Here is a 21,020-nt window from a genome sequence, read left to right on the forward strand (position 1 = left end):
GGGCCCCGGCGGCATGCTGGTGAAATCGGGCAATCGTGGAGTCTGCCGAGACGACCCAGTCGAGGTCGCCTTCAGTGTCGGCCTCAGCGAGGAGGGCGGTGGAGACTTCTTCCCAGGTGCCGTCGGCGGCTCACTTCCGCAGCCGGTTATGGGCACCTTCCACGACCCGAAGTGCTCGGGCAGATTCATCCACGGAGTGCCGGTGCGGTACTTGAACGCGATCGCGTCGATCACCTGCCGGTGATCACGCCACCACCTCCCCGCTTCGGCGTACGGTCCGGCAGCAACGGCTCGATGCGGGCTTACTGGGCGTCAGTCAACGACACACATCAACCATCGATCCGATGATACGAAAGAGACGGCCTAAGGGCTGTCCCGCGAATGATCTCCGGGTCGCCTCGGGCATGGCCGGCCGTCGTGCGCCGCTCTTCTATCCGGCGAGTGTGAGGTTGTGCATCCGGGCGATGCCGAGCATGGCGTGGTGAACGCCGTCGCCTTTGAGGCGGCAGTCGCGGAGGATCTTCCAGGTCTTCATCCGGGCGAAGACGTGCTGGCCACGGGCACGGACCTGCTTGTGGGACTTGTTGTGCGCCTCCTTCCACTCGGGCAGCTCATCGCCCTTTCGCCGACGGTGAGGCATGACAAGTCCGGTGCCCGGGTGGTCGCCGTCGGCGATCGTCATGGTCCTGCCGGCGGCGGCCTTGGCGCCAGGTTCCTCCCACGCCTTGCAGTCGTTGCGATTCCCGGCAAGCGGCCGGCCGACCACGACCACCAGGCGGGTGTCGGCGTCGATCACTGGCGATTCGTCGAGTACCGATAGTTCTTGAACTGCTCCGCCACCGTGTGGTCCCGGGTGGGCACCAGGGTGCCGTCCACGATGAGCACAGTGTCCCTGCGGACCCGCTCGCGCGGCCGGAGCGCGAGCAGGGGGCTGATGTGTCTAACGACGTGGTCAGCCGCGGACTTCGGTACCCCGAAGAGCGGGGCGAGCTGGCGCAGCTTCAAGTTGGTGCGCCAGTACGCCGTGACCAGCAGCACCCGGTCCTCCAGCGGCACCCCCCACGGCCGGCCCCGCCGTACCTCGTCGGCTCCCTCGCGGCGCAGCGCGGTCACCAGCTTGCCGAAGCAGCTCGGGCTCAGCCCGGTGAACGGGGTTATCCAGGACGGGGCCGACGCCGTGATCACTCCAGTCACAGCAAGATCATGGCGCCAGCCGGTGGTTTGTTGCACCACCCGGTCAAAGGTCGCCTGGCCAGGGCCTCACCCGTAGCTGCACCATGTTCAAGGCACCGCTGGGGCCGGCACGAGGATCTGATGAGGAGCAGGGCGTGGGAAGTCTGTTGAGGAGCCTCTCCGGGGTCCGCTGGGGAGAACTGCGCGACGCGACGGGCGCCGCAGCCGGCGGTATCCCCCCTCTGCTGTCCCGGATCGCATACGGGGACGAGGACACGGCCCGCATCGCCATCGATGACCTGGGCGATGCCATCTGCGCGCTGGGGTTCGTTGTCGGCGAGGCGACAGCTCCCACGGTCCCGTTCCTTCTCGAACTGGCCGGGTCCCCGCACGTGGCCTGCAAGGCCGAGTTGCTAGACCTGCTGGGAAGCATTTACCAGACCGACCAGTGGCACTCCGCCGCTTCGGCGACCCAGGACCGCAAGCACGATGCGAGCTACCGGCAGCAAACCGGCTGGGAGACGGCCTCAAGGACAGCCGTGTGCGCAGGCCGGTCAGTCATCGAGGGTGTCGCCTCCTCCGTACGGCCAGAGGAAGCGACACCTGCTCGGAAGTTGTTGCAGGTGATGGACGACACCCTGCCGTTCCCGGAGCTATGAGGGCTCTTTGCGGGACAGCCCTTACGTAAGCGTCGTGTTCGGCGCCGGGGCGGCTCTCGCGGGGAGCATCGAGTGGGGTCAACCGGTGGGAAGCATTGTGCTGAGTTGGAGGGGTCGCATGTACTCGAAGTCTGAGCGTTTTCACGACCACGCGGGCCTGCTGTGCCACCCTGGTGACAGCTTCTATGACTGCTCGGGTCAGCTGTGCCACCCCGGTGACAGCTTCTACGACCATGCGGGTCAGCTGTGCCGCCCCGGTGACAGCTTCTACGACCACGCGGGTCAGCTGTGCCGCCCCGGCGACAGGTTCTACGACTGCGCGGGCATTCTGACGAACCCGTAGCACCGTGCCGTGGTCCGACCTCACCAGTCGTCGGGGCCGTACATGGCGCCGGCGCGCAGCTGGGCGACGGCGCTGCTGTTCCACGGGACCACGGCGTAGAGGATCAGGCCGAGGGCGGCGAGCTGCCCCTCCTGGCCGTCCCGGTACGCCTGGCGGATCTGTCTGCGGCCGCCGTGGCAGATCGCGCGGGCGAGCCGGTGTCGGGACTCCTGCACGGTGAGCTGCCGGTTCATCAGCCGGCGAAAGGTGTCGTCCATCAGGTCGACCAGGGCCAGCAGGTGCATGGTCTTGTCGATCCGCCCGTACTCGGAGAACGCTGCCCCAAGTGGCGTGGGGTGCCCCTCGCGGCCGAACATCCGCAGCAGGTCGTACGCCCGCCCCTGGTCGGTGAGCAGCGACCCGGCCACCCGCAGCATGTCCGGCCAGTGCGTCTCGATCCCTTTCAGGTTCACCTTGTGCCGGGCGATGGCCTCCAGCGGGCCGTAGTCTCCGGCAGGCCTCGCCCTCGGGCGCGGGGTACGTCCGCTCGCCAGAACCGCTGGTCAGGCCAGGTCGCGGAAGCGCGGGGTGAAGCGGAAGCCGAGCGTCTCGTACAGGCTGAAGTCCATGTCCGAGTACGAGGCGTTGTCGGTGGCCACCATCTCCGGGCGCACGCCGCCGTCCAGGTTCAGCAGCGTGTCCAGGGTGAACAGGCTGTCGCGCGGGGTGCCGCGCATCACCCTCGCGCAGATCCCCGCCACCTGGTCGATTATTGGCGGAGATCACCTATTCCCGGCAGGTCGTATTCCTCGCTCCAGCCGCGCTTCATGCTCGACGTCGGGGACCTGGCCAGGCATAGCCGAGCTGATCAGCAAACTCCTTCGAACCGCCACAAACCTCGGCGACCGCGCGGGGGTCTTCGGCCGTGAGGCGTGCTTCAATGCGCTCTGCTTGGTCACCCGGATCGTCGCCGGAGACCGGAAGGGTCATCCTGAACTGAAGCCAGGGACGGTCTTCTCTGATCGCGGAACGGCCGGGATGGAAGAGGAAGACGCTGATCTGGTCAGGTTCCCAGTGCCAAGCTGAGACGGCTCCCAGTTCGCATTCCCAGGCCGTCAGCCAGCCGACACGTTCGCGGAGCCGCTCTTCCAGAAGCCTGGCGACTGTTCGGGCCGGCCACTCCCAGCTGTGGTCGGTCGAGGCCCGGCGGACCTCCGCGTCGTACTGATTGACGTCGAATCGAAGCTCTGGGAGGTCGACATCCTCCTCACCTGGGTTGCGCCAGTCGCTCCAGACGACGTGATGCCCTTCGCGCCGGATGGTCACGTAGACAGCGCCGCAGCATCGTTCCGTGCACTCGGCCTCGGCAATCCGAACCTCGTGAGGCGTGTCTGTCGCGTGAAGCGGCGCAAGCTGCCCCAACAGATTCCGAGGGTCATGTGCCGGGCCCTCGTCGAACACGTCGGCCAGGATGTCTCGTCCGTTGATGACCGGTCGACATTCCACGGCGCCGTGCCGGCTTCCCAACGGTGGCACGACGATGCGGAGGGACAGCAGATGCGGTTCTGTGGTCATTGGCTGATGGTCTCGGAGTCGGTGCCAGTTGTCCTGGGTGTTTCTACTTGAGGGGAGACGGGGGACTCCGTCCTGGACATCCTTGCCCGGGTGCCTCCGCCTGTCGTGGGCGCGGGCGGCGAGGTAGTCGGCCCGCGAGTGGCTTCGTTCGGGTTCAGCAGCAGCGTTGGTCGGTGAGTTTCGGCAGCGGTTGGTCATCTGCCGGCTCGCGGATGCTCACGAGAAATGACGGCGGTGACGTGCCGCTGAGACAGACGGACGATGGTGCGATGGTCTGTTCGTGGTGACAGATGTCGAGTGGGCTCGGATTCGGAGGGACCTGCGCTTCGGGCAGATCTTCGAGGGCACCGTGGTGAAGGTTCCTGGGCCCGGTGCAATCGGGATCTTCGTGGACATCGGCCTGAGCGTCGGGGGGTTCGTCGATGTTCCGCTGCTGCCGAGCGAGGGCGAAGACTGGTCGGCGGAGGGCACGGTTGCCGATTTCGAGATCTGGTGGGCAGACAGCCGCCAGCAGATCCGGCTGAAGCCGTCCGACTCTCGGTATGTGCGGACCGACTTCACAGACTTCGTCGAACACTTCCGTCCCAGTTGGCCTGCCGACGTCGGTCATCCCGTTCGTGAGCCGGGGCCTGTCACCCCGTACGAGTTGCGGGCCCTGCTTCGCTCCGATGGGGCGTTGGCCAGCTCCCCCTGAGACTGGAGAAATGGCCGACGTCCCCAGCGGAACCTAGCTGGCCGCCGCTTCGGCGCGGGCTCGTGTGCTGGCGAGGCGGTAGGAGCCGGTGCCGGTCTCGAAGATGGTGCCGTTGAGGGGTGAGGCGGTCGACGATGGCCGCGCAGAGGCGGGGGTCGGTGAACGTCTTGGTCCAGCCGCCGAAAGACTCGTTCGAGGCGATGGCCACGCTGCCTTTCCTCCCGCTCGGTCAGCGATTCGCGACGGTGATGGAGTCTTTCGGCGGAACCTTTCGCGAGGCCTTGCTCCCGCAGGGGAGTGAGTGGGAGCTCGCCGCCGTGCAGATCGTCGGTCCCGGGACCGGTGGGCTGACGGGCGCCTCGCCCCTGCTGCCGCACTTCACAGGCCGCCGGCAGTCTGAACCGGGGTGCCGGCAGCGTGTGGCGGTCGTGAGGAGGGCGGAGCCGGGGTGGCTCAGAAGTCCACCGCGTCCCGGATCAGCGGGCAGGTCATGCAGTGTCCGCCGCCTCGTCCGCGTCCGAGTTCGGCGCCGACGATGGTGATGACCTCCACTCCCGCTTTGCGCAGCAGGGTGTTGGTGTGGGTGTTGCGGTCGTAGGTGAAGACGACACCGGGTTCGAGGGCTACGGCGTTGTTGCCGCTGTCCCACTGCTGGCGCTCGGAGGCGTAGGCGTCTCCGCCGGTCTCGATCACCCGGAGCCCGGGCAGACCGAGGCTCTTGGCCACGACGTCGACGAACGGGGTGGTGCCTTCGTCGGTGATCTCGACGCCCGGTGCTTTGGTGGTCGGCCGCAGGGAGAAGGTGTGCACGGCGTCCATGATGGTCGGGTAGACCGTGACGATGTCGCGGTCGGCGAAGGTGAACACGGTGTCGAGGTGCATCGCCGCCCGCAGTTTCGGCATGCCGGCCACGATCACGTGCTCGGCGGCGCCGTTGTGGAAGAGGGCGGCGGCGACCTGGGTGAGGGCCTGGCGTGAGGTGCGCTCGCTCATGCCCATGAGGACGACCCCGTTGCCGACCGGCATGATGTCACCGCCCTCGAAGGTCGCCTGGCCCCAGTCCTGTTCGGGGTCGCCCCACCAGACGGTCGAGTCCTTGAAGTCGGGGTGGAAGGTGTAGACGGCCTTCATGAGGAGTGTCTCGCCGTGACGGGCCGGCCAGTACAGCGGGTTGAGGGTGACGCCGCCGTACAGCCAGCAGGTGGTGTCGCGGGTGTAGAGCGTGTTGGGCAGCGGTGGCATGAGGTACTCGCGCGCCCCGATTCCCTCCCGGGCCAGGGACACGTACCCGGAGCGGAAGTCATCGGGAAGGTCGGCCGTGGACAGTCCGCCGATGAGGTATTCCGCCAGCTCGCGCGGGGCGAGGGACTCGAGGAACGCGCGGGTGCCGTCGACCAGTCCGAGCCCCACCTCGTTGGGGACGATCTTCCGGTCGAGGAGCCAGGCCTTCGCGTCGGGGATCGCCATGGTCTCCGCGAGCAGCTGGTGCAGCTCGACGACGTCGACGCCGCGCTGGGTGAGCTTGTTGACGAAGTCGGCGTGGTCGCGCTGCGCGTTCTCCACCCACATGACGTCGTCGAAGAGCAGGTCGTCGGAGTTGGTCGGGGTCAGCCGCCGGTGCGCGAGACCGGGGGAGCAGACCAGGACCTTGCGCAGCCGGCCCACCTCGGAGTGGACGCCGAGCGGGGAGGGGGCGGAGCCGGAGCGGGTGCTGTTCATGGTCAGCCTTTCCGAGAAGAGTCGGGCACGCGTCCGCCGCCTAGGTGTGCGCGGCGTCGGTTGCGTGGCCGTCGGGTGCGTGTGCGTGGCTTACGTGCGCGTCACTTACGTATCCGCCGGGTTTACGGGTGCGTCGTTCACGTGACTGGGCAGGTGTGCGCCGGGTACGTGTACGGGCGGGTTCAGAGCTCGATCCAGCCGGCGGCGAGCGCGACGACCCCGATGACGGCTCCGGCGACGGAGACCGCGCAGATCACGGCCTCGGCGGGGGAGAACGGGCGCCGGTTCTGCTCGCGCCGGGCCTTGACGAACAGGAAGGTGGCGGGGGCGTAGAGGATGAAGGAGACGAGGACGAACTTGAGCCCCGCTGCGTAGAGGAGGAAGGCCGTGTAAAGGGTGGCGACGAGGGCGACCACCAGCTCGCGCCGGGTGCCGCGCCCGGCCACCCGCTCCGCCTGAGGCCGCAGCGCGATCTTCACGGCGAAGGCGGCGGCCAGGAGGAACGGAATGAGGCTCAGGGCGCTCGTCAGGTCCAGGGCGAAGTTGAACGCGTCGTCGGAGAAGGCCGTGACGACCAGGACGACCTGGCTGAGAGCCGTCGTCAGGAGCAGCGCCGGGACCGGAACGTCGTCTCCGCTGGAGCGCCCGAGGAAGCGGGGCATGTCCTTGTCCTTGGCCGCGACGAACAGCACTTCCGCGGCCATCAGCGTCCAGGCGAGGTAGGCGCCGAGCACGGAGACGATCAGGCCGACGCTGACGAAGGCCTTGCCCCAGGTCCCGACGGCGGCCTCCAGGACGCCCGCCATGGAGGGCTGGCGCAGCTCGGCGATCTCGCTCATCGGCATGATGCCGTACGACACGATGGTCACCGAGGCGAAGATCGCGAAGACGCTGAGGAAGCCCAGGATCGTGGCCCGTCCGACGTCCTCCCGGCGTTTGGCGTGCCGCGAGTACACGCTCGCGCCCTCGACGCCGAGGAAGACGAAGACGGTGGCGAGCATCGTGCCGCGGACCTGGTTGAAGAGCGATCCCGCGTAGTCGGCGCCCGCGAAGTTGTCCGCGAAGACGGACGGCTCGAAGTAGAAGAGCGCCAGGATGATGAAGACGATGATGGGCACGATCTTGGCGATGGTGACGATCCGGTTGATCGCCGTCGCCTCTTTCACGCCCCGGCGGATGAGGAGGAAGAAGCACCAGAGCCCTGCGGAGGACAGGACGATCGCGAGGGCGGTGTCGCCGTCGCCCAGCGCCGGGGCGATGGCACCGATCGTCGACATGATCAGGACCCAGTAGGTCACGTTCCCGACGCAGGCACTGGCCCAGTAGCCGAAGGCGGAGAAGAAGCCGAGGTACTCGCCGAAGCCGGCCTTGGCGTACGCGTACACGCCGGCGTCCAGGTCGGGGCGCCGGACCGCGAGGGTCTGGAAGACGAAGGCGAGCATCAGCATGCCGAGGCCGGCGACCGCCCAGGCGATCAGCGCGCCCGCGACGCCCGTCTCCTGGGCGAAGCGCCGGGGCAGCGAGAAGACGCCGGCTCCGACCATGGAGCCGACGACCATGGCGGTGAGCGTCAACAGCGTCAGCTTGGCCGTGGGCGGGGAACCGCCCGAGGAGGCCTCGGTGCTGGTTTCCGCATGGGTCATGGCATACCTCGTAGACGGGAGCGTTCCGTTGCGGCAGTAACACGGGAATCTAACCTCCCGGATGGTGATTCATCCTGATTTGATTACCCATTCGCGCGGGAAAATCGCTCCAATGGCGAAGGGCGCGGGTGATGACGTGGCCGCGTCTCGGCGGGGCCCAGGCGCGTTGGTCGCCCCTTGTGCTCCATGCGATCCACATGGCTCCGGTATGGGCGAAGGCGGGGAATCGCCCGTCGGTCACTCGGGAGGGGGCTCCCCGGCGTGGGTCTGGCGGCGGTGTCTGGTGGGCTCCTCGGGCATCGGGGCGAGGCCGCGGCGTGACGTCCTCACGCGGCGGGCTGGGGCCACCGCGAAGCCCGTGGCCGGTCGGCCGTCACCGGTGCCGGCGCAGACCCTCGACGTTTGGTTCAGGGACGTGCGGCGGGAGCTCAGGGGCATGCCCTCGCCCTGCGGCTTCTGTCCGAGGGGGAGTGACGAGTCACTGGAATGTGCAGCTCCGCCAGCCGTGGCGGTATAAGTCGATGTCATGTTTACTCTCGCCGCCGCCGAGCGGGCTGGCACCGACCCGTGGACTGCCATTGCCTCTTGGGCCTGCGAGGCGTAGGCGGTGGACGATTTGCCGGAGTGCGACAGCCACAGCGTGAACAGGTGGTTCTTGACGACCTCGCCCGCCAGACGGACCCAGACGTCGGCGAAGTCGACGTCGGCCTCCTCGCCGGGCAGGTGGACCTGGGGGAGGATGCCCGTCAGATGCCGGCGTCCCTCCGGCGCCTCGGCCTCGACCTGCGGGCGCCTGGCCAGCACGTAGTCGCAGACCGTGGAATAGGACACCAGGGCAAAGCCGTACTCCTGGGCGAGACGCTGATGGATCCGACGGGCGGCGTGCTTCTGCTTGCGCGGCGCACCCGCGTCCTCCCGCAGCATGTCGCCGATCCACGGCTTGGCCGGGCCCAGGACCGTGGCCCGGGACACCGGCTTCTTCCGCGGCGGCGGAACCGCAGACAGCAGAGCCTGCCGCACCGCCCTGCGGTGCACCCCGTACTTCTCCGCCAGACTCCGCTGCGACAGTTCCGGATCAAGGCGCTTGTCCCTCCGGATTGCAGCGAACAGTTCTGTCCGCGACAGGCCCATCCCGGCCTCCCGACATGACCGTGATCAAGCAGCACGGCCTCCGACATGACCGTGATCGACGCACAAATCCTGCCGTCGCCGGGCGGACGGACCAGCGCATTCACTCCTAAGAGGGCACGTCGTGAAAGTGTCGGATACCGGCATTCACGCCAGGAAGTCCTCGATCAGGTCGGCCGGGTTGGCGGCCTTGGTGGCCTCCTCCTCCCAGCCTGGACAGTCCATGTCGAACACAACGACGGGCAGTCGGCGGCCGAAGACCCTCTCGATGGCGCCGCTCGCATGGAGGTAACGGGCGAGGTCGATCACGGCGTCGTGGAAGTGGAGTTCGAGGAGCCCGGACTTGGCGCGAAGCTCTTTGTCCTCCAGCATCCGACCGAGATCGAACTCGCCGTCGTACCAGATGCCGAGCCCCCTGGCCTCCTCCTCATACAGTGGGCCGCCGACCGGGTCCTCGGAAACGTTGCCGAGCTTGTCGAAGCCCTCAAGGATCCAGAAGGCATAGTTCCAGCGCACCTCCCAGGGATCGGAATCCCGGCGTATCCCCTTCTCGTACTGGCTCTCTGTGTTGTAGCCGATGTCCACGTACGGGTGGCGGTTGTCGGCGTCGATGCGCCAGACGTTGAAGGCCAGGACGTATACCTCTCGCTTCAGTTGCTCGGGGACGCGCTCCAGGATCCCGATGGCGGCCTGCCGCAGATGCGTTTGGAAAGTCTTCCGTTCTGTCACGGCGACAGCGTCTCACTGGCCCGAAGACCCCGCCGCCGTGGCTTCAGCCCTGGTGGAATCCAGAAGCCGGCGGCGGAGCACCCGCACGGTGGGGCCAGATCAACTTCATACGTCGTGGAGCCACTTTTGGACCGTGCAGTGGAGCCCAAAAGGGTGGTTACAAACATGGCGGTGGCGTGGTGTTCGCCCTTGCCGACGTCCAGGCCGAGGAAGACGTCGATGCCGCGGGTGTCGCTCACGTGCAGGCCCCTCCGCTCACGTTTGCGTCCGGCCTTCCTCGGCACCGAGCTGCCACCTCCACGTTACGGAGAGCTCTTCCGGCCTGGGTGAAGCCGGTGCTCAAGCCCCTCATCAGCGGTCCGTCGATGCCTCCGGACCCGGCGACACCACTCCCCCGGATCATGAACAACAAGGGAGGAAGTCATGCCGGACCCGAAGGCCGGAGGCCCCATTGCGGAGCCACGAAGACGGTGACGGGGGGCTTCCATTGCGACACGGCGTCTTCGCCGGCGTGTTCCCGAACGCCTTTCGCGTCGTGGGCAGGGGCGGCCTGGCGAGTTCGGTGCCCTTCCTGGTCTGGTACGAGCACCGCATGGGCGCACGATCGCTGACTTCTGTCAGCTTCGTCATGGGGGCGTGGGAATGATGCGGGCGGTGGGATGCGTGGACGGCTACGGTTCGGCCTGAACGGGCCATGGCCGGATGTCGCGGATTGCCGTGGTGGTGCTGTGAGCGTGCTGATGCGGGAGGGTCTGTACCGGCGTCGCGGCTACCGCTTTCCGGGAAGTGGGGTCGCCGCTACGGCTGGCCGGCAAATGGGCGCTGCTACTGCTCTTCGGGGAGTTGTTCGGGTGTGGCTTTGCTTTTCGTGGCCGCGGTGTGCAGTACCCGTAGGGTGATCAGGAGCACGCCGATGTCGTCGAGGTAGACCGGGTCGGGGATGAGGTCGACCGGGGAGATGGTGTAGACCACCGCTGCCCAGAACAAGGCCTTGGACTGCAGCGGGACGCCGGCGTCCCGCAGCATCCGGCGGGCGCGGAAGACGCGGACGAGCAGGACGACGGCGATCGTGGCGAGTGCGAGCAGGAGTATCACGGCCGCGATGGCCCAGAGGGATCCGTCCATGCCGTTCTCCTGCCCGCTGCCGGTCGGCGGATGCCGGGTGGGTGTGATGTCGTGCCGCGCCGGCCGTCCGCGGTGTGTTCCAGGCTACGACGAGTAAGCCGGTCCGATGTGCTCGGGCAGCAAGGCGCACGGGCGCCGCGGGCTGATCCGGCCTGTTCCGGAAGACGGTGCCTGGGTTGTGTCCGGAGAGGCCGGCCTGGTTCGCGGCGTCCGGCACGCACGATCGCCGCGTTGCCGGAGTGCCCAGCTGGCTCCGCTATGAGGGCACGGCCTTTTGCGTTCGCACGCGCCAGACGCTGCGAGCCCTGTGCTGCGAGCCCTGTTCTGAGGGCAGACGGCGCTACCTTCCGGACGGGGTCTAGGTTGTGGTGATGCGGATGGCGAAGAGCACGGTGTCGTCTCGTGCTTCGTGTGGACCGACGGTGTCCAGGAGGGACCGCAGCAGTGCGGGCAGTGTCGTGCCCGGTGGTGTGGTGGTGAGGTGGTGGGCGAGGCGGTCGATGTTGTCCTCGATGTCTTTGCCGCGTTCCTCTACCAGTCCGTCGGTGTAGAGCAGCAGGGTGTCTCCGGGGGCCAGTGAACGGCTGTCGCAGGTGCGTGCACTCGGTGGCAGGGCGTGGTGCAGGAGCATGTCGTGCTGGGTGAGGCTTTCCACGGTGCCGTCGGCGGTGACGAGCAGGGGTGCGGGGTGGCCGGCGTTGCTCCATTTGAGGTGCCAGTAGCCGTCGGCTGCCGGGCGGAGATGGGCGTGGACGGCGGTGCCGGTGGCCGGCAGGTCAAGGCGGCGGCAGGCCCGCTCGAGTGCGGTGAGGGCTTGCTCGGGGCCTTTGCCGGGGTGGTCGTGGTCGGCCTGGCGGAGCATGCTGCGGACCTGTCCCATGAGGGCGGCGGCTCGTATGTCGTGGCCGGTCATGTCGCCTACGGTCAGCGCCAGCCCTCCGGTCACGTCGGTGTTGTGTGCGTCTGGCAGTGGGTATGCGTCGTACCAGTCACCGCCGACCATGTCGTCCCGGGCGGCCGGCCTGTACCGGGCGGCGAGTTCGAGGCCGGGGGTGTGGGGGAGTTGTGTGAGCATGGCCCGCTGAAGCTGGCGGGCGACCGTCACCCGTTCGTCGAGGTGCAGGGCGCGCTCCACCGCCTGAGCGGTGTAGCTGGCGAGTGTGGTCAGCACCGCGAGCTCGTCCAGGCCGATCGTGTAGGGGGCGTCCCATCCCAGTACCAGGGCGCCGAGAACCCCGTGGGCTCCGCGCAGGGGCAGACAGGCGACGGTCGCGAGGTCCAGGGTGGCGAAGGCCGGGCTGCCTATGCCGCCGGTGGGGGCGTCGGTCTGTGGCGGGGTGTCGACCACGACGGTCCGGTTCCTCCGTACGGCCTGCGCGGCCGGCCAGGCCGTATCGAGGTCGAATGAGTCGGGGACGTCGGGCTGCTCGCCGTCGACGGGGCTTCGGACGTGGTGGAGTCTGCCCTGCCGCAAGAGGACGAGGTCGATGCGGGCGGGTTTGAGGTCTCCGCTGACCAGGTCTCCTACACGCTGTCGTACGTCGTCCAGGCTGCTGGTGTCGGCGAGGTCCTCGGAGGCCCGCAGCAGCAGCTCGGAACGGCTCAGGAGCCTGTGCGCACGGTGGCTTTCCCCCTGGGCCGTGTGCGCGGCGACCTCGGCGGCTTCGCGGGCCTGGCGCCCGTTCTCGGAACGCTTCCGCATCCGCATCTGCGCACTGCAGGCCCCCGCCAGGTCCGCCAGATCCTGCATGTCGTCCTCGTTCCACACCCGGGGGGCGGGGTCGATGACGGCAAGGACTCCCAGGACTTCGCCGGATCCTCCGATGAGCGGGACGCCGGCGAACCCGAACGCCGGTGAGCCGGTCTCGGCACGTGCAAGGAACTGCGGGCGCCCGCTTTTTGCGACCCGGCGGCAGCGTTCCAGCCCTTCCCGGGGCGGCAGCGCCTGAGGCGGCCAGCGTTCGGGGAGCGCTCCTGCGGCCTCGCCCGCTGGCTCCAGCCAGACGAGGCCGAGGGGGGCGGCCAGCACTCGGGCGGCGAGCCGGGCGAACCGATTCAATCCGTGGCCTCCCAAGATCCTGGGGAACGACGGGGCGAGTGGGCTTGTGCCATCTCCACCTGGGGCTTTTGCCTTTTGCCTCGGGCCCCATTTTAGGCAGGGGAGCGTTTTGAAGCACGCAAGCCCGGCACGGCCGCCTCTCACCCGACCTCCTGCGTCGTGCTTGCGGAGGCGAGCGCCCCCGCGGCCAGGGACCCCGCCGCCCAGCACAGGCAGGGCCCACCCCCCTTGCCGGCCGGTACGGAGGCCCCTGAAGGCCGGCGCCGTCTTCGAAGCGGTACGGGCGTGATGCCAGCTTGTCCTGCGGCAGGGTCTTCGGCGGTGCTTCCCGCAGCGGATCCGGCGGCCGGTCCACCTCACCCCACCCCGTCCTTTCGGCAGTCAGGCGGGCCTTGCGGCGTCGGGCCGCCGACGCGGTCCTCCTGGCCGTCTCTGCTCCTGTCCGCTGCGTGCGACGGCCCTGGCGCGGACGTCTACGGCCAGGCGGCCTGGCCCTCGCTGCCAGGCCAGGCCACTGCTTCAGCGGCAGCGTGATGCCGTCCGGCGCTCGCACTCTCACGCTCGTGCCCTTGGCCGCTGGTGCCCGCGCTCGCCCGTGCCCGCGCCGGCGCACGTGGAGTCGGCGGGTGTGAGGCCGGTGCCGGTGGCTGCCTCCGCCGTGAGACGGCCGATTCCCCGGTGCGAGGTTGACGGCCGCGGGGGGAAAGGGGGCGACCACGGGTCGTCGGAGGGCGCTGGATCGCTGGCCCTGGGCTGTGCTGCCGTATCCGTTTCTGGACGGGGCCCGCCCTCCCCGGCGGCTGCCGGGGGCGGAGTGTGGGTGTCAGCGGGCGATCGAGATCGCGAAGGGGGCGAATCCGCTGGACCGGATCACGTGCGGTACGAACAGTATCGCGGCTTCGGTGGCGCGGGCGGTCTGGATCCCGCCGAGGTCGGTGATCCATTCCTTGCGCCAGCCGAGGTCGGTGAGCAGTTCGCGGACCATCTGCTTGGCCTGCGCGTCGTCGCCGGAGAGGAAGACATCGGGCGCCCGGGTGAGTGTGTCGGGTGCGGTCATCACCGGGAAGAGCATGGTGTTGAGTGTCTTGACGACGCGTGTTCGGGGGAGTGCCTCCTGGAGTTGCTCGGCGAGGCTTGAGCCGGGGTAGACCAGGCCGGCGGGCAGTCCGTCGGGTCCGTCGACGGTGGCGTTGGAGACGTCGACGAGGATCTTGTCGCGCAGTTCCTCCCGCAGGGCTGCGAGCCGCTCCAGCGAGCCGGCGCCCGGGGTGGCGTTGATGACGACCTGGGCTTTCCAGGCGGCGTCGGCAGCGGCGCCGGGCGCGCGGTCCGCCACGCTCACCTCATGCCCGGCCCGGGTGAGGGCTGCGGCCAGGCTGCTGCCGACGCGGCCGTTTCCGAGAACTGCAAGGGTGGTCATGGTGATCTGGTCCTTCCGTGTGTGCGGGCTGTGGTGTGCGGTCAGCGTGAGAGCGTGGCGACGGCCCCGGCGTGGACGCCGGGTGCGGCGGCCAGGAAGCTTTCGCTGTGCGGGGTCCACGGGCGGCCCTCGGCGTCGGAGACCTGTCCGCCGGCCTCGGTGACGAGCAGCGCTCCGGGCAGCAGGTCCGCGCGGGCGCCGGCGAACTGCCAGAAGGCGTCGATCCGGCCGGCGGCCACGTTCAGCAGGTGCAGGGTCGCGGGAACAGAGGTGCGGACGACGAGCGCGTCGAGGAGCATCGCGGTGATCGAGGAGCCGACGCGCCGCACGACCTTCTCGTTCTCCTGCGGCCGGGCCTGGCTGGTGGCCACGATGCCCAGGCCGAGGTCCGCGGTCGGGGAGACGTGCAGCGGCCGGCCATCGAGACGGGCGCCCGCGCCGGTGAGCGCGGTGTAGGTCTCACCGGTGAGCGGCAGGTGAACCACGGTGAGCACCGGCTGGTTCTCACGCACGAGGGTGGCGGTCACCGCCCACTCCGGCAGGGCGTGCAAGTGGTTGACGTTGCCTTCGGCCGGATCCACGACCCACCATTCGCCGGGCGGCAGCGCCCCGCCGTCCAGCTCGTCCTCCACCCAGCCGGCCTCCGGGCGCAAGCTCGTCAGGCGCGGGCGCAGGATGTCGAGGGCCGCGTCGTCGTTGGCGGCCAGCGCGCGCATCAGCTCGTCGCGGCTCTGGTAGCGGACCACCTCCCCGAACCGCTCGCGCAGCACCGAACCGGCCGCGCGCACGGCGGTCGCGGTCTGGGCCAGCAGGCCGGCGTCCGAGACGGACAGGTCAGTGGTCTGAAGAGTTTCGGACATGGCGGTGCTCCCGTGTGAGGAGGGGTGATGAGGCCGGTCGGGGCCGAACTGCGCTTTGCTTCCCGCGCCTTCGCCTCGAACGTATCCAGCCCCACCATTAACTTCAAATGCATGTAAAGCACGACTAGCATTACTCGCATGCAATTGGATTTGAATCTGCTCGCCGCCCTCGACGCGCTACTGGAGGAGGGAAGCGTGGCCGGGGCAGCAGCACGCCTGCACGTCACCGCCCCCGCGATGAGCCGGAGCCTGGGCCGGATCCGGCGCACGACCGGGGACCAGATCCTGGTCCGCACCGGCCGCACGATGACCCCGACGCCGTATGCGATCGCCGTCCGGGAACAGGTACACGAGCTGCTGCACCAGGTCCAGGGGGTGCTGGCACCCAGCCGGGAACTCGACCTGGCCACACTGGAGCGCACCTTCACACTCCGCTGGCACGATTCCCTTGTCGCTCTGAGCGGCCCCGCACTGCTCACGGCCGTGCGCCGGCAGGCGCCGGGCGTGCGATTGCGTTTCGTCGCGGAATCGAGCACCGACACCCCCGAGCTGCGGCGCGGCGAGGTCGACCTGGAAGCGAACGCCAACAACCCGAGCGCACCGGACATCCGGGCCGAGACCGTAGGCGAGACCCCCCTCGTCATCGTCGTGAGGCAAGGGCACCCCCTCACCCGCGCCAGGACCCTCACCGCACAGCAGTACGCCGACGCCGAGCACGTCTCCGTCTCCCGACGCGGAAACCTCAGCAACGCCCTCGACGACGCCCTCGCACACCTCGGCCTCACCCGCCGCGTCGTGGCGACCGCGCCCACGGAAGCAGCCGCACTGGAGTTCGCGCGCGGCTCCGATCTCCTGATCAGCGTCCCCGAAGCCACCACACGCTCAGCGGCCGCCGACCCCGGCCTGGCCGTACTCCCCCTCCCACTCGAACTGCCGCCGGCACCGGTATACCTGTCGTGGCATCAGCGCTACGACACCGACCACGCCCACACCTGGCTGCGCGGGCTGGCACGCACCGCGCTGGCCACGTGCGCAGCGCCGCCCTCGGCGCCGTCCGGGCGCCTCACCCCTCCGCCCACACGATCACCTTGACGCCGCACCACGCTCGAGGCCGAGCAGCCCCCTGCACCTCACCAGGAATCTGCGCGGTTGATCGGCGGCATACGATTTCGGGTCCGGGTCGGTGTTCCGTGGCGGGATGTGCCCGTCGAGTACGGGCCGTGGGGCCGGGTCTGCGGCCTGTTCCGTCGGTGGCAGCGGACCGGCACACCTGGCCCCGGGTCCTGACCCGGCCAGGAGCGGCTGCGGTTGCCCCGGCGCTGTTCCGTTACGCGGTTCTGGCCGCGATGGCGGGTTGCCGTGCGCCTTGTTCGGATGGATGAAGGTCATGTCGGCCCCGGGCTGCACCCTCGAGGACCGCAAGGTGCTGCCGGCCTCCTGCTGGATCAGGCGTTCACCCTCGCGGAGCGGTCAGGTGTCGGCCGGCTCTCCTCTGGTCCCGGCCTGGTCGTGGTCCCGGCGGTATGCAGGGACCACGACCAGGCTGAGGGCCTACTCACCGCCGCTGCCAGTGGCGACGGTGAGGGTGATGAGGGCGAGGGCGGCGGTGGCGAGCTTGATGACGCCGGCGGCGGGCCAGCCCTGGTTGAGAGTGCGGGCGGTGCCTCCCGAACCGGTCTCGGAACGCTGCTCTACGGCGTGGACAGGGCCAGTCCTTTGCCGCCAGGACTTTCGTCGGGCCGCTCGGGACTTTTGTCCCTTAGGCCGCCTTCGTATTCATGATCGACTTTATGTGACTGATCAACAGATGCGTATATCCATACGCCTCGATGGGGGATTCTCATATGAACTCTGGCACCACTACGTCCCGTCGCACGTTCCGGACCGCTTGTGCCACCGTCCTCGCCACCTCCCTGCTGGTGGCCGTCGCGCCCGTCGCCTCGGCCGCCGGTGGGCCGGCTGCCGCGGCGAAGCCGGCGAACGCCGCCACGGTGGTGAACGTCGACGGGGGCGGCGCCTACCTCGACCTGGCCTCCGCCGGCTACACCTACGAGGAGGCCGTCGAGGCCTTCAAGGACTCCGCCGTCGTGACCGTCGTCCGGGGCGAGCTGCCCCGCGAGAACGGCGAAGCCTCTTCCCGCGTGGCCCGGGGGGTGTCCCTCGGCTGCTACGTCTACGTCAAGCTGAGCAAGTCCCAGGCCAAGGCCGTGAACGCCGGTTCGGCCGCGACCGCAGCCGGGCTGATCGGGGTTATCACCGGCGGCATCGGCGCCGCCGTCGCGGCCGGTGTGTACGCGTACATGGTCTCGCTCGGCAACGAGGGCATCGACCGGTGCAAGAACGGCGTGGAGATGAAGTTCACCTACACGGGCAGGTCGGCCGGGGTGAAGTGCTACTGATGGATAAGTCCGTCGTGCGCCGTCCCACCCCGCTCTCGACCGGGCTGGTCGTGGGCCTGTTCGTCCTCTTCGGGGTGCTCTCGTGTACTACATGGCGGTCCAGCGGGGATGGTCTGGCACAGACGCTCGCGCTCTACCTGACGGTGGCCGTCCCCGGCTGCCTGCTGGTGCTCTGGCTCATGCGCCGCTGGCAGCGGTAACAGCGCGACCTGTCCGCACTACCTGAAGACGCGGCGCCACCACGGCGGCCCGCCGCTCCCTGAGCGGCAGCTGGCCGATCTCGTCGTCCTGCTGTATCGGGACGGCCTCGTTCTCCCCGGCGGCGAACGTGGGCCCCGCCGGACCGGCGGGGCCCACGTGGGAGTGGTGGACCACGGTGGCCGACTCCTCTTCGTGTGCGGGGGAGCCGGTCACCTGGGTGCTGGTGTCAGGTGGCCGGGGTGCAGGTGGTGCTGGTCTTCCTGCGGATGTACTGCTGCATTTCGACGACGTGGCGGGCGTGTACGCGTTGGAGGTCAGCGCGTTGCGCCCGTTCACGTTGTCGATGTGCATGATCGCGTCGAACGCGCGGCCGACCTGGTGGGTCGGCAGGCCACCAGGCGGGAGAGTGTCTGACGGCAGTTCGCCGCCGTCCGGGCAGCCGCAACGACGCGAAGGCCACCTCCGCCCTCACCAGGGAAGGCAGGACAGAGGGCCCGCGACCGCCGCCGGATGGACCAGGTCACTGCTGACGCCTGCGCCGAAGCGCTACCACCAAGGTCAGGGCCGAGCAGTACGACACCGGCTACGTCCTGCGCCGCAGCATGTCCGCCAAGGTACTTCGCAGGAGGTCCGGACTTGTCCCACGGGGGGATGGCGGATCGCTGGGTGGGGCGCGTTGGTGGTCGTGGTTTCTGTCTTGTGATTCGGGGCGGGTGGTCGGGGCATACGGGGGGTTCGGAGGATGGGGAGGGTCTGGCATGGCTGTAAACGGGTCGTCGTGGGCTGCTGTGAGGCGTGGGGCACGGGGGGAGGTGATTCGTGCGGGTGCCCGGGCGGGTTTCGTGGCGCGGGGTGTGCTGTACCTGCTGGTCGGAGTCCTGGCCGTACGCATAGGAGTGACGGGCTCGAACGAGCAGGCCGATCGGGGCGGGGCTCTCACCGAGGTCGCCGCGACACCCTTCGGGGCCGGGCTGCTGTGGGCGCTGGGTGCCGGGCTTGCGGGGATGGCGGTGTGGCGGCTCTGCGAGGCGCTGTTCGGCTCGGCGGGGCCCAAGGGCGGCAGTGCGGGCAAGCGCGCCCTGTCCGGCGTCCGGTGCGTGTTCTACGGGGTTTCCTCGTTTTTGGTCCTGGCTTTCGCGGCCGGTGACCGGGGGAGCGGGGCGGGTTCCACCGACCGGCAGAGCCGGGACGTCACCGGGCGCCTTCTGGCTCTGCCCGGCGGGCAGTGGTGGGTGGGCGCCGCGGCCGCGGGGTTTGTCGGCGCGGGTTTGTGGATCGCGGGCCGGGCGGTACTGCGCGCCTACCGCAAGCACCTGGCCTGGGGCGGGATGACGAAGCCTCAGCGGCGGTTCATGGACGTGACGGGAATCGGTGGAGGGGTGGGACGCGGGCTCGTCTTCGGCGCGGTGGGCTACTTCGGCTTGCGGGCGGCGGTCACCTTCGACCCGAAGGAGTCCAAGGGCATGGACGACGCCATCCGCTCTTTCGCCCAGACGCCTGTGGGGCCGTGGCTCTTGGTCGCCGTGGCCGTCGGACTCGTCCTCTTCGGTGTGTTCTCCTTCGGCCAGGCCAAGTGGCGCGACGTCTGAGCCCGCCCGCACCCCCGGCGTAGTTTGGTGCCGGGGTTGCGCGGCACGCTGAAGTCCTTCAGGACAGATGGTCGATGAGCCCGAGGCCCTGCGGGAGCTCCTCCAGGAACTCACGGCGGGCGGGGTTGGTCTCGGCAGCTGCCGTCTCCCCGAGCAGGGCGATCAGCTCCTGCTGCTGATCACTCGACAGCGTGCTGACCACGTGGGCGACGCCCTCCATGACCTTGACCGCATCGTCCTGGTCCATCTGCTCGTCATCACTGCCGTCGATGAACCACAGGACATCGAACAAAGCCTCGGCCAAGGCGCGAGTCAGGGACGGGTACGAAGACGTCACGACGGTCTCCCAGCAGATCGACGGCAGAGCCCGGCCATCCCACCACACACCACCGACAATTCAACTGGCATGACCCGGAACGTAAGGGCCCACCCCGGCATCGTAGGGCGCCCGGCCACCGCCTATTCAGCCGCTGCCCGGGCCCGCCGGTCAGCGGCGTGGCGGACCGTTTCCCCGGCGCGCGGCGGGGCTGTCCTACTCGGCCGGCAGACGGAGCATCGGTTCGAAGGCCGCGTCCTCCTCGCCCTCGACCGAAGGGAGGAAGCCGTCCGGGACGGTGCGGGCTGCCGTGGTGAGGAGGCGGGCCAGGACCTCGGGCTCGGTGGCCGGGGGGAGGCGGAGGGCGGCGAGGAGGTGGTCGCGGACCTCGGGGTGGTCCGGGTTGTCCTCGAGGTAGTCGGCGTTGAGCGAGGGGGGACGGAAGCCGGCCAGGGCGTCGCGCCAGGAGGGGAGGACGATGGCCAGGGTCAGGGCCTCGGCGAGGGACTCCGCGATGAGGGAAGCCTGGCCCTCGGAATCGGTGTAGAGGACGGGGCGGACGCGGTCGGAGCCGGCCGGGCCGCAGAGGTAGTGGGTGCCTCCCGCGTTGCAGCCGGCCACCGGTTCCACCGGGAGACCGGTCGGCAGGGCGATCGACTCGATGGGGTCGGTCCGCGTGAGGTCGAACTCACCGTCGCAGGCGAGGTACGCCTCGAGCGCAGGGTCGGCGGCGATCCGGCGGAGCAGGGCCTCGTCGGAGAGGGCGGCCGGGTTGAGGCCGCGGGCGGCTTCGGGGGTCAGGGGGTGGCCCGCGAGGACGTGGCGGACGGTGTCGAGGGGGACGGGCCGCCCGTAGTCCTCCTCGAAGTGCGCCTGGACGGCCTCTGGGGAGCGGTCGGTGAGGAGGCGGAAAAGGTGTCCGGAGCCGTCCGGGTCCGGGCTGCCCGAGGGGAACTCGATGCCGGAGCCGGTGCGCCATGCGCTGCCGCCGGTCTCCCACCACAGGCAGGCGGTGACCCGCGGGGCGCCGAGGCCCTCGTCGACGAAGGCCGGGTCGTCCAGGAGCGGGCGCAGCGCGACGGGCACCTCGTCGATGACACCGGGCCAGACCTGTTCGTCGTCCGTGCCGTACGGACTCATCTCCGACTCGTGGTCGAAGCCGCGGACGAGCACACCGGCCGGGGTGAAGAGGACGGAGAAGTCGTCACCCGAGCCGTTGTCCATCAGGGCCACCTCCGTCCCAGGCCCCCAGGTGGTGGAGAAGGAGTAGCGGGAGAACCGCGGGTCGCGGCAGATCGCCTGGTCCAGCACGGCCAGCGCACGCAGGTACGCGCGGAGCTCGGCGGGGTCGGGGAGGAGGGCGGCGGTCGTGTGCACGGTGTCCATGGGCTCATGTAAGCAGCAGGCAC

The 21,020-nt window shown here is 69.3% G+C and carries 18 protein-coding genes and 5 pseudogenes; 8 read left to right on the forward strand and 15 right to left on the reverse strand.

Annotation, left to right across the window (positions count from 1 at the left end; all coding sequences use genetic code 11):
* Positions 1–168 precede the first annotated feature (168 nt).
* Positions 169–255, reverse strand: a pseudogene (locus ABD981_RS38870) (IS5/IS1182 family transposase); the annotation flags it as partial.
* Positions 256–430: 175 nt separating this feature from the next.
* A pseudogene (locus ABD981_RS11275) lies at positions 431–1,194 on the reverse strand (transposase family protein).
* A gap of 134 nt (positions 1,195–1,328) precedes the next feature.
* Between ABD981_RS11275 and ABD981_RS11280 the strand changes: the two are divergent.
* Both ABD981_RS11280 and ABD981_RS11285 read left to right on the forward strand, forming a co-directional pair.
* A complete protein-coding gene (locus tag ABD981_RS11280; protein ID WP_046909652.1) occupies positions 1,329–1,832 on the forward strand; it encodes a hypothetical protein in 504 nt (167 codons plus the stop codon).
* A 118-nt stretch (positions 1,833–1,950) separates the two neighbouring features.
* Positions 1,951–2,175, forward strand: a complete 225-nt coding sequence (locus ABD981_RS11285; RefSeq protein WP_046909689.1) for a hypothetical protein — start codon at positions 1,951–1,953, stop codon at positions 2,173–2,175.
* Between the two features lie 20 nt (positions 2,176–2,195).
* On the opposite strand, the pseudogene ABD981_RS11290 reads toward ABD981_RS11285, so the two are convergent.
* A pseudogene (locus tag ABD981_RS11290) lies at positions 2,196–2,915 on the reverse strand (Tn3 family transposase).
* 64 nt (positions 2,916–2,979) lie between these two features.
* On the reverse strand, positions 2,980–3,729 hold the full coding sequence (locus ABD981_RS11295) for a hypothetical protein (RefSeq protein WP_123954775.1): 750 nt from the start codon (positions 3,727–3,729) through the stop codon (positions 2,980–2,982).
* Between the two features lie 280 nt (positions 3,730–4,009).
* Between ABD981_RS11295 and ABD981_RS11300 the strand changes: the two genes are divergently transcribed.
* Positions 4,010–4,423, forward strand: coding sequence for a hypothetical protein (locus tag ABD981_RS11300; protein WP_046909649.1), 414 nt, complete (start codon positions 4,010–4,012; stop codon positions 4,421–4,423).
* Between the two features lie 33 nt (positions 4,424–4,456).
* Here the strand turns inward: ABD981_RS11300 and ABD981_RS11305 are convergent.
* The 9 genes and pseudogenes from ABD981_RS11305 to ABD981_RS11345 all read right to left on the reverse strand — a co-directional run.
* Positions 4,457–4,656 (reverse strand): annotated as a pseudogene (locus ABD981_RS11305) (ATP-binding protein); the annotation flags it as partial.
* A gap of 220 nt (positions 4,657–4,876) precedes the next feature.
* Positions 4,877–6,142, reverse strand: coding sequence for an arginine deiminase (locus ABD981_RS11310; RefSeq protein ID WP_046909648.1), 1,266 nt, complete (start codon positions 6,140–6,142; stop codon positions 4,877–4,879).
* A 182-nt stretch (positions 6,143–6,324) separates the two neighbouring features.
* The gene (locus ABD981_RS11315; protein ID WP_046909647.1) at positions 6,325–7,785 is read right to left on the reverse strand and encodes a basic amino acid/polyamine antiporter; all 1,461 of its coding nucleotides are present in this window, start codon (positions 7,783–7,785) and stop codon (positions 6,325–6,327) included.
* Positions 7,786–8,022: 237 nt separating this feature from the next.
* A complete protein-coding gene (locus tag ABD981_RS11320; RefSeq protein ID WP_123954774.1) occupies positions 8,023–8,916 on the reverse strand; it encodes a hypothetical protein in 894 nt (297 codons plus the stop codon).
* Between the two features lie 144 nt (positions 8,917–9,060).
* Entirely contained in the window at positions 9,061–9,642 is a 582-nt protein-coding gene (locus ABD981_RS11325; protein ID WP_123954773.1) for a hypothetical protein, read from the reverse strand.
* 825 nt (positions 9,643–10,467) lie between these two features.
* Positions 10,468–10,767 (reverse strand): YkvA family protein, encoded by a 300-nt coding sequence (locus ABD981_RS11330; protein WP_046909645.1) that lies wholly within the window; start codon positions 10,765–10,767, stop codon positions 10,468–10,470.
* A 358-nt stretch (positions 10,768–11,125) separates the two neighbouring features.
* Positions 11,126–12,826: a SpoIIE family protein phosphatase gene (locus ABD981_RS11335; protein ID WP_131723905.1), complete on the reverse strand. Its 1,701-nt coding sequence runs from the start codon at positions 12,824–12,826 to the stop codon at positions 11,126–11,128.
* Positions 12,827–13,649: 823 nt separating this feature from the next.
* Positions 13,650–14,246 (reverse strand): NADPH-dependent F420 reductase, encoded by a 597-nt coding sequence (locus ABD981_RS11340; RefSeq protein WP_046909644.1) that lies wholly within the window; start codon positions 14,244–14,246, stop codon positions 13,650–13,652.
* A gap of 41 nt (positions 14,247–14,287) precedes the next feature.
* Complete coding sequence (locus ABD981_RS11345; protein WP_046909643.1) at positions 14,288–15,106, reverse strand: inositol monophosphatase family protein; 819 nt, start codon at positions 15,104–15,106, stop codon at positions 14,288–14,290.
* Positions 15,107–15,244: 138 nt separating this feature from the next.
* Here ABD981_RS11345 and ABD981_RS11350 point away from each other — a divergent pair, with 138 nt between their 5' ends.
* The 5 genes and pseudogenes from ABD981_RS11350 (at position 15,245) to ABD981_RS11370 (ending at position 19,295) form a co-directional block, all read left to right on the forward strand.
* Positions 15,245–16,198: a LysR family transcriptional regulator gene (locus ABD981_RS11350; protein ID WP_046909642.1), complete on the forward strand. Its 954-nt coding sequence runs from the start codon at positions 15,245–15,247 to the stop codon at positions 16,196–16,198.
* A 48-nt stretch (positions 16,199–16,246) separates the two neighbouring features.
* A pseudogene (locus ABD981_RS11355) lies at positions 16,247–16,393 on the forward strand (transposase); the annotation flags it as partial.
* A gap of 557 nt (positions 16,394–16,950) precedes the next feature.
* Positions 16,951–17,505 (forward strand): hypothetical protein, encoded by a 555-nt coding sequence (locus ABD981_RS11360; RefSeq protein WP_131723904.1) that lies wholly within the window; start codon positions 16,951–16,953, stop codon positions 17,503–17,505.
* Positions 17,505–17,705: a hypothetical protein gene (locus tag ABD981_RS11365; protein WP_131723903.1), complete on the forward strand. Its 201-nt coding sequence runs from the start codon at positions 17,505–17,507 to the stop codon at positions 17,703–17,705. The genes ABD981_RS11360 and ABD981_RS11365 overlap by 1 nt, the downstream gene beginning before the upstream one ends.
* Positions 17,706–18,464: 759 nt before the next feature.
* Positions 18,465–19,295: a DUF1206 domain-containing protein gene (locus ABD981_RS11370; protein ID WP_123954770.1), complete on the forward strand. Its 831-nt coding sequence runs from the start codon at positions 18,465–18,467 to the stop codon at positions 19,293–19,295.
* A gap of 58 nt (positions 19,296–19,353) precedes the next feature.
* On the opposite strand, the gene ABD981_RS11375 is transcribed toward ABD981_RS11370, so the two are convergent.
* Both ABD981_RS11375 and ABD981_RS11380 read right to left on the reverse strand, forming a co-directional pair.
* A complete protein-coding gene (locus ABD981_RS11375) occupies positions 19,354–19,599 on the reverse strand; it encodes a hypothetical protein (protein WP_240495333.1) in 246 nt (81 codons plus the stop codon).
* 228 nt (positions 19,600–19,827) lie between these two features.
* Complete coding sequence (locus tag ABD981_RS11380; protein WP_046909637.1) at positions 19,828–20,997, reverse strand: hypothetical protein; 1,170 nt, start codon at positions 20,995–20,997, stop codon at positions 19,828–19,830.
* Between the last annotated feature and the right edge of the window lie 23 nt (positions 20,998–21,020).

Origin of the sequence: Streptomyces showdoensis (assembly GCF_039535475.1) — a bacterium.
In the GTDB taxonomy this organism is placed as follows: domain Bacteria; phylum Actinomycetota; class Actinomycetes; order Streptomycetales; family Streptomycetaceae; genus Streptomyces; species Streptomyces showdoensis.

Coding starts and splice junctions, on each gene's coding strand:
- ABD981_RS11285 (WP_046909689.1), top strand. CDS start 1,951: ATGTACTCGAAGTCTGAGCGTTTTCACGACCACGCGGGCCTGCTGTGC.
- ABD981_RS11295 (WP_123954775.1), bottom strand. CDS start 3,729: ATGACCACAGAACCGCATCTGCTGTCCCTCCGCATCGTCGTGCCACCG.
- ABD981_RS11310 (WP_046909648.1), bottom strand. CDS start 6,142: ATGAACAGCACCCGCTCCGGCTCCGCCCCCTCCCCGCTCGGCGTCCAC.
- ABD981_RS11315 (WP_046909647.1), bottom strand. CDS start 7,785: ATGACCCATGCGGAAACCAGCACCGAGGCCTCCTCGGGCGGTTCCCCG.
- ABD981_RS11320 (WP_123954774.1), bottom strand. CDS start 8,916: ATGGGCCTGTCGCGGACAGAACTGTTCGCTGCAATCCGGAGGGACAAG.
- ABD981_RS11330 (WP_046909645.1), bottom strand. CDS start 10,767: ATGGACGGATCCCTCTGGGCCATCGCGGCCGTGATACTCCTGCTCGCA.
- ABD981_RS11340 (WP_046909644.1), bottom strand. CDS start 14,246: ATGACCACCCTTGCAGTTCTCGGAAACGGCCGCGTCGGCAGCAGCCTG.
- ABD981_RS11345 (WP_046909643.1), bottom strand. CDS start 15,106: ATGTCCGAAACTCTTCAGACCACTGACCTGTCCGTCTCGGACGCCGGC.
- ABD981_RS11350 (WP_046909642.1), top strand. CDS start 15,245: ATGCAATTGGATTTGAATCTGCTCGCCGCCCTCGACGCGCTACTGGAG.
- ABD981_RS11360 (WP_131723904.1), top strand. CDS start 16,951: ATGAACTCTGGCACCACTACGTCCCGTCGCACGTTCCGGACCGCTTGT.
- ABD981_RS11365 (WP_131723903.1), top strand. CDS start 17,505: ATGGATAAGTCCGTCGTGCGCCGTCCCACCCCGCTCTCGACCGGGCTG.
- ABD981_RS11370 (WP_123954770.1), top strand. CDS start 18,465: ATGGCTGTAAACGGGTCGTCGTGGGCTGCTGTGAGGCGTGGGGCACGG.
- ABD981_RS11380 (WP_046909637.1), bottom strand. CDS start 20,997: ATGGACACCGTGCACACGACCGCCGCCCTCCTCCCCGACCCCGCCGAG.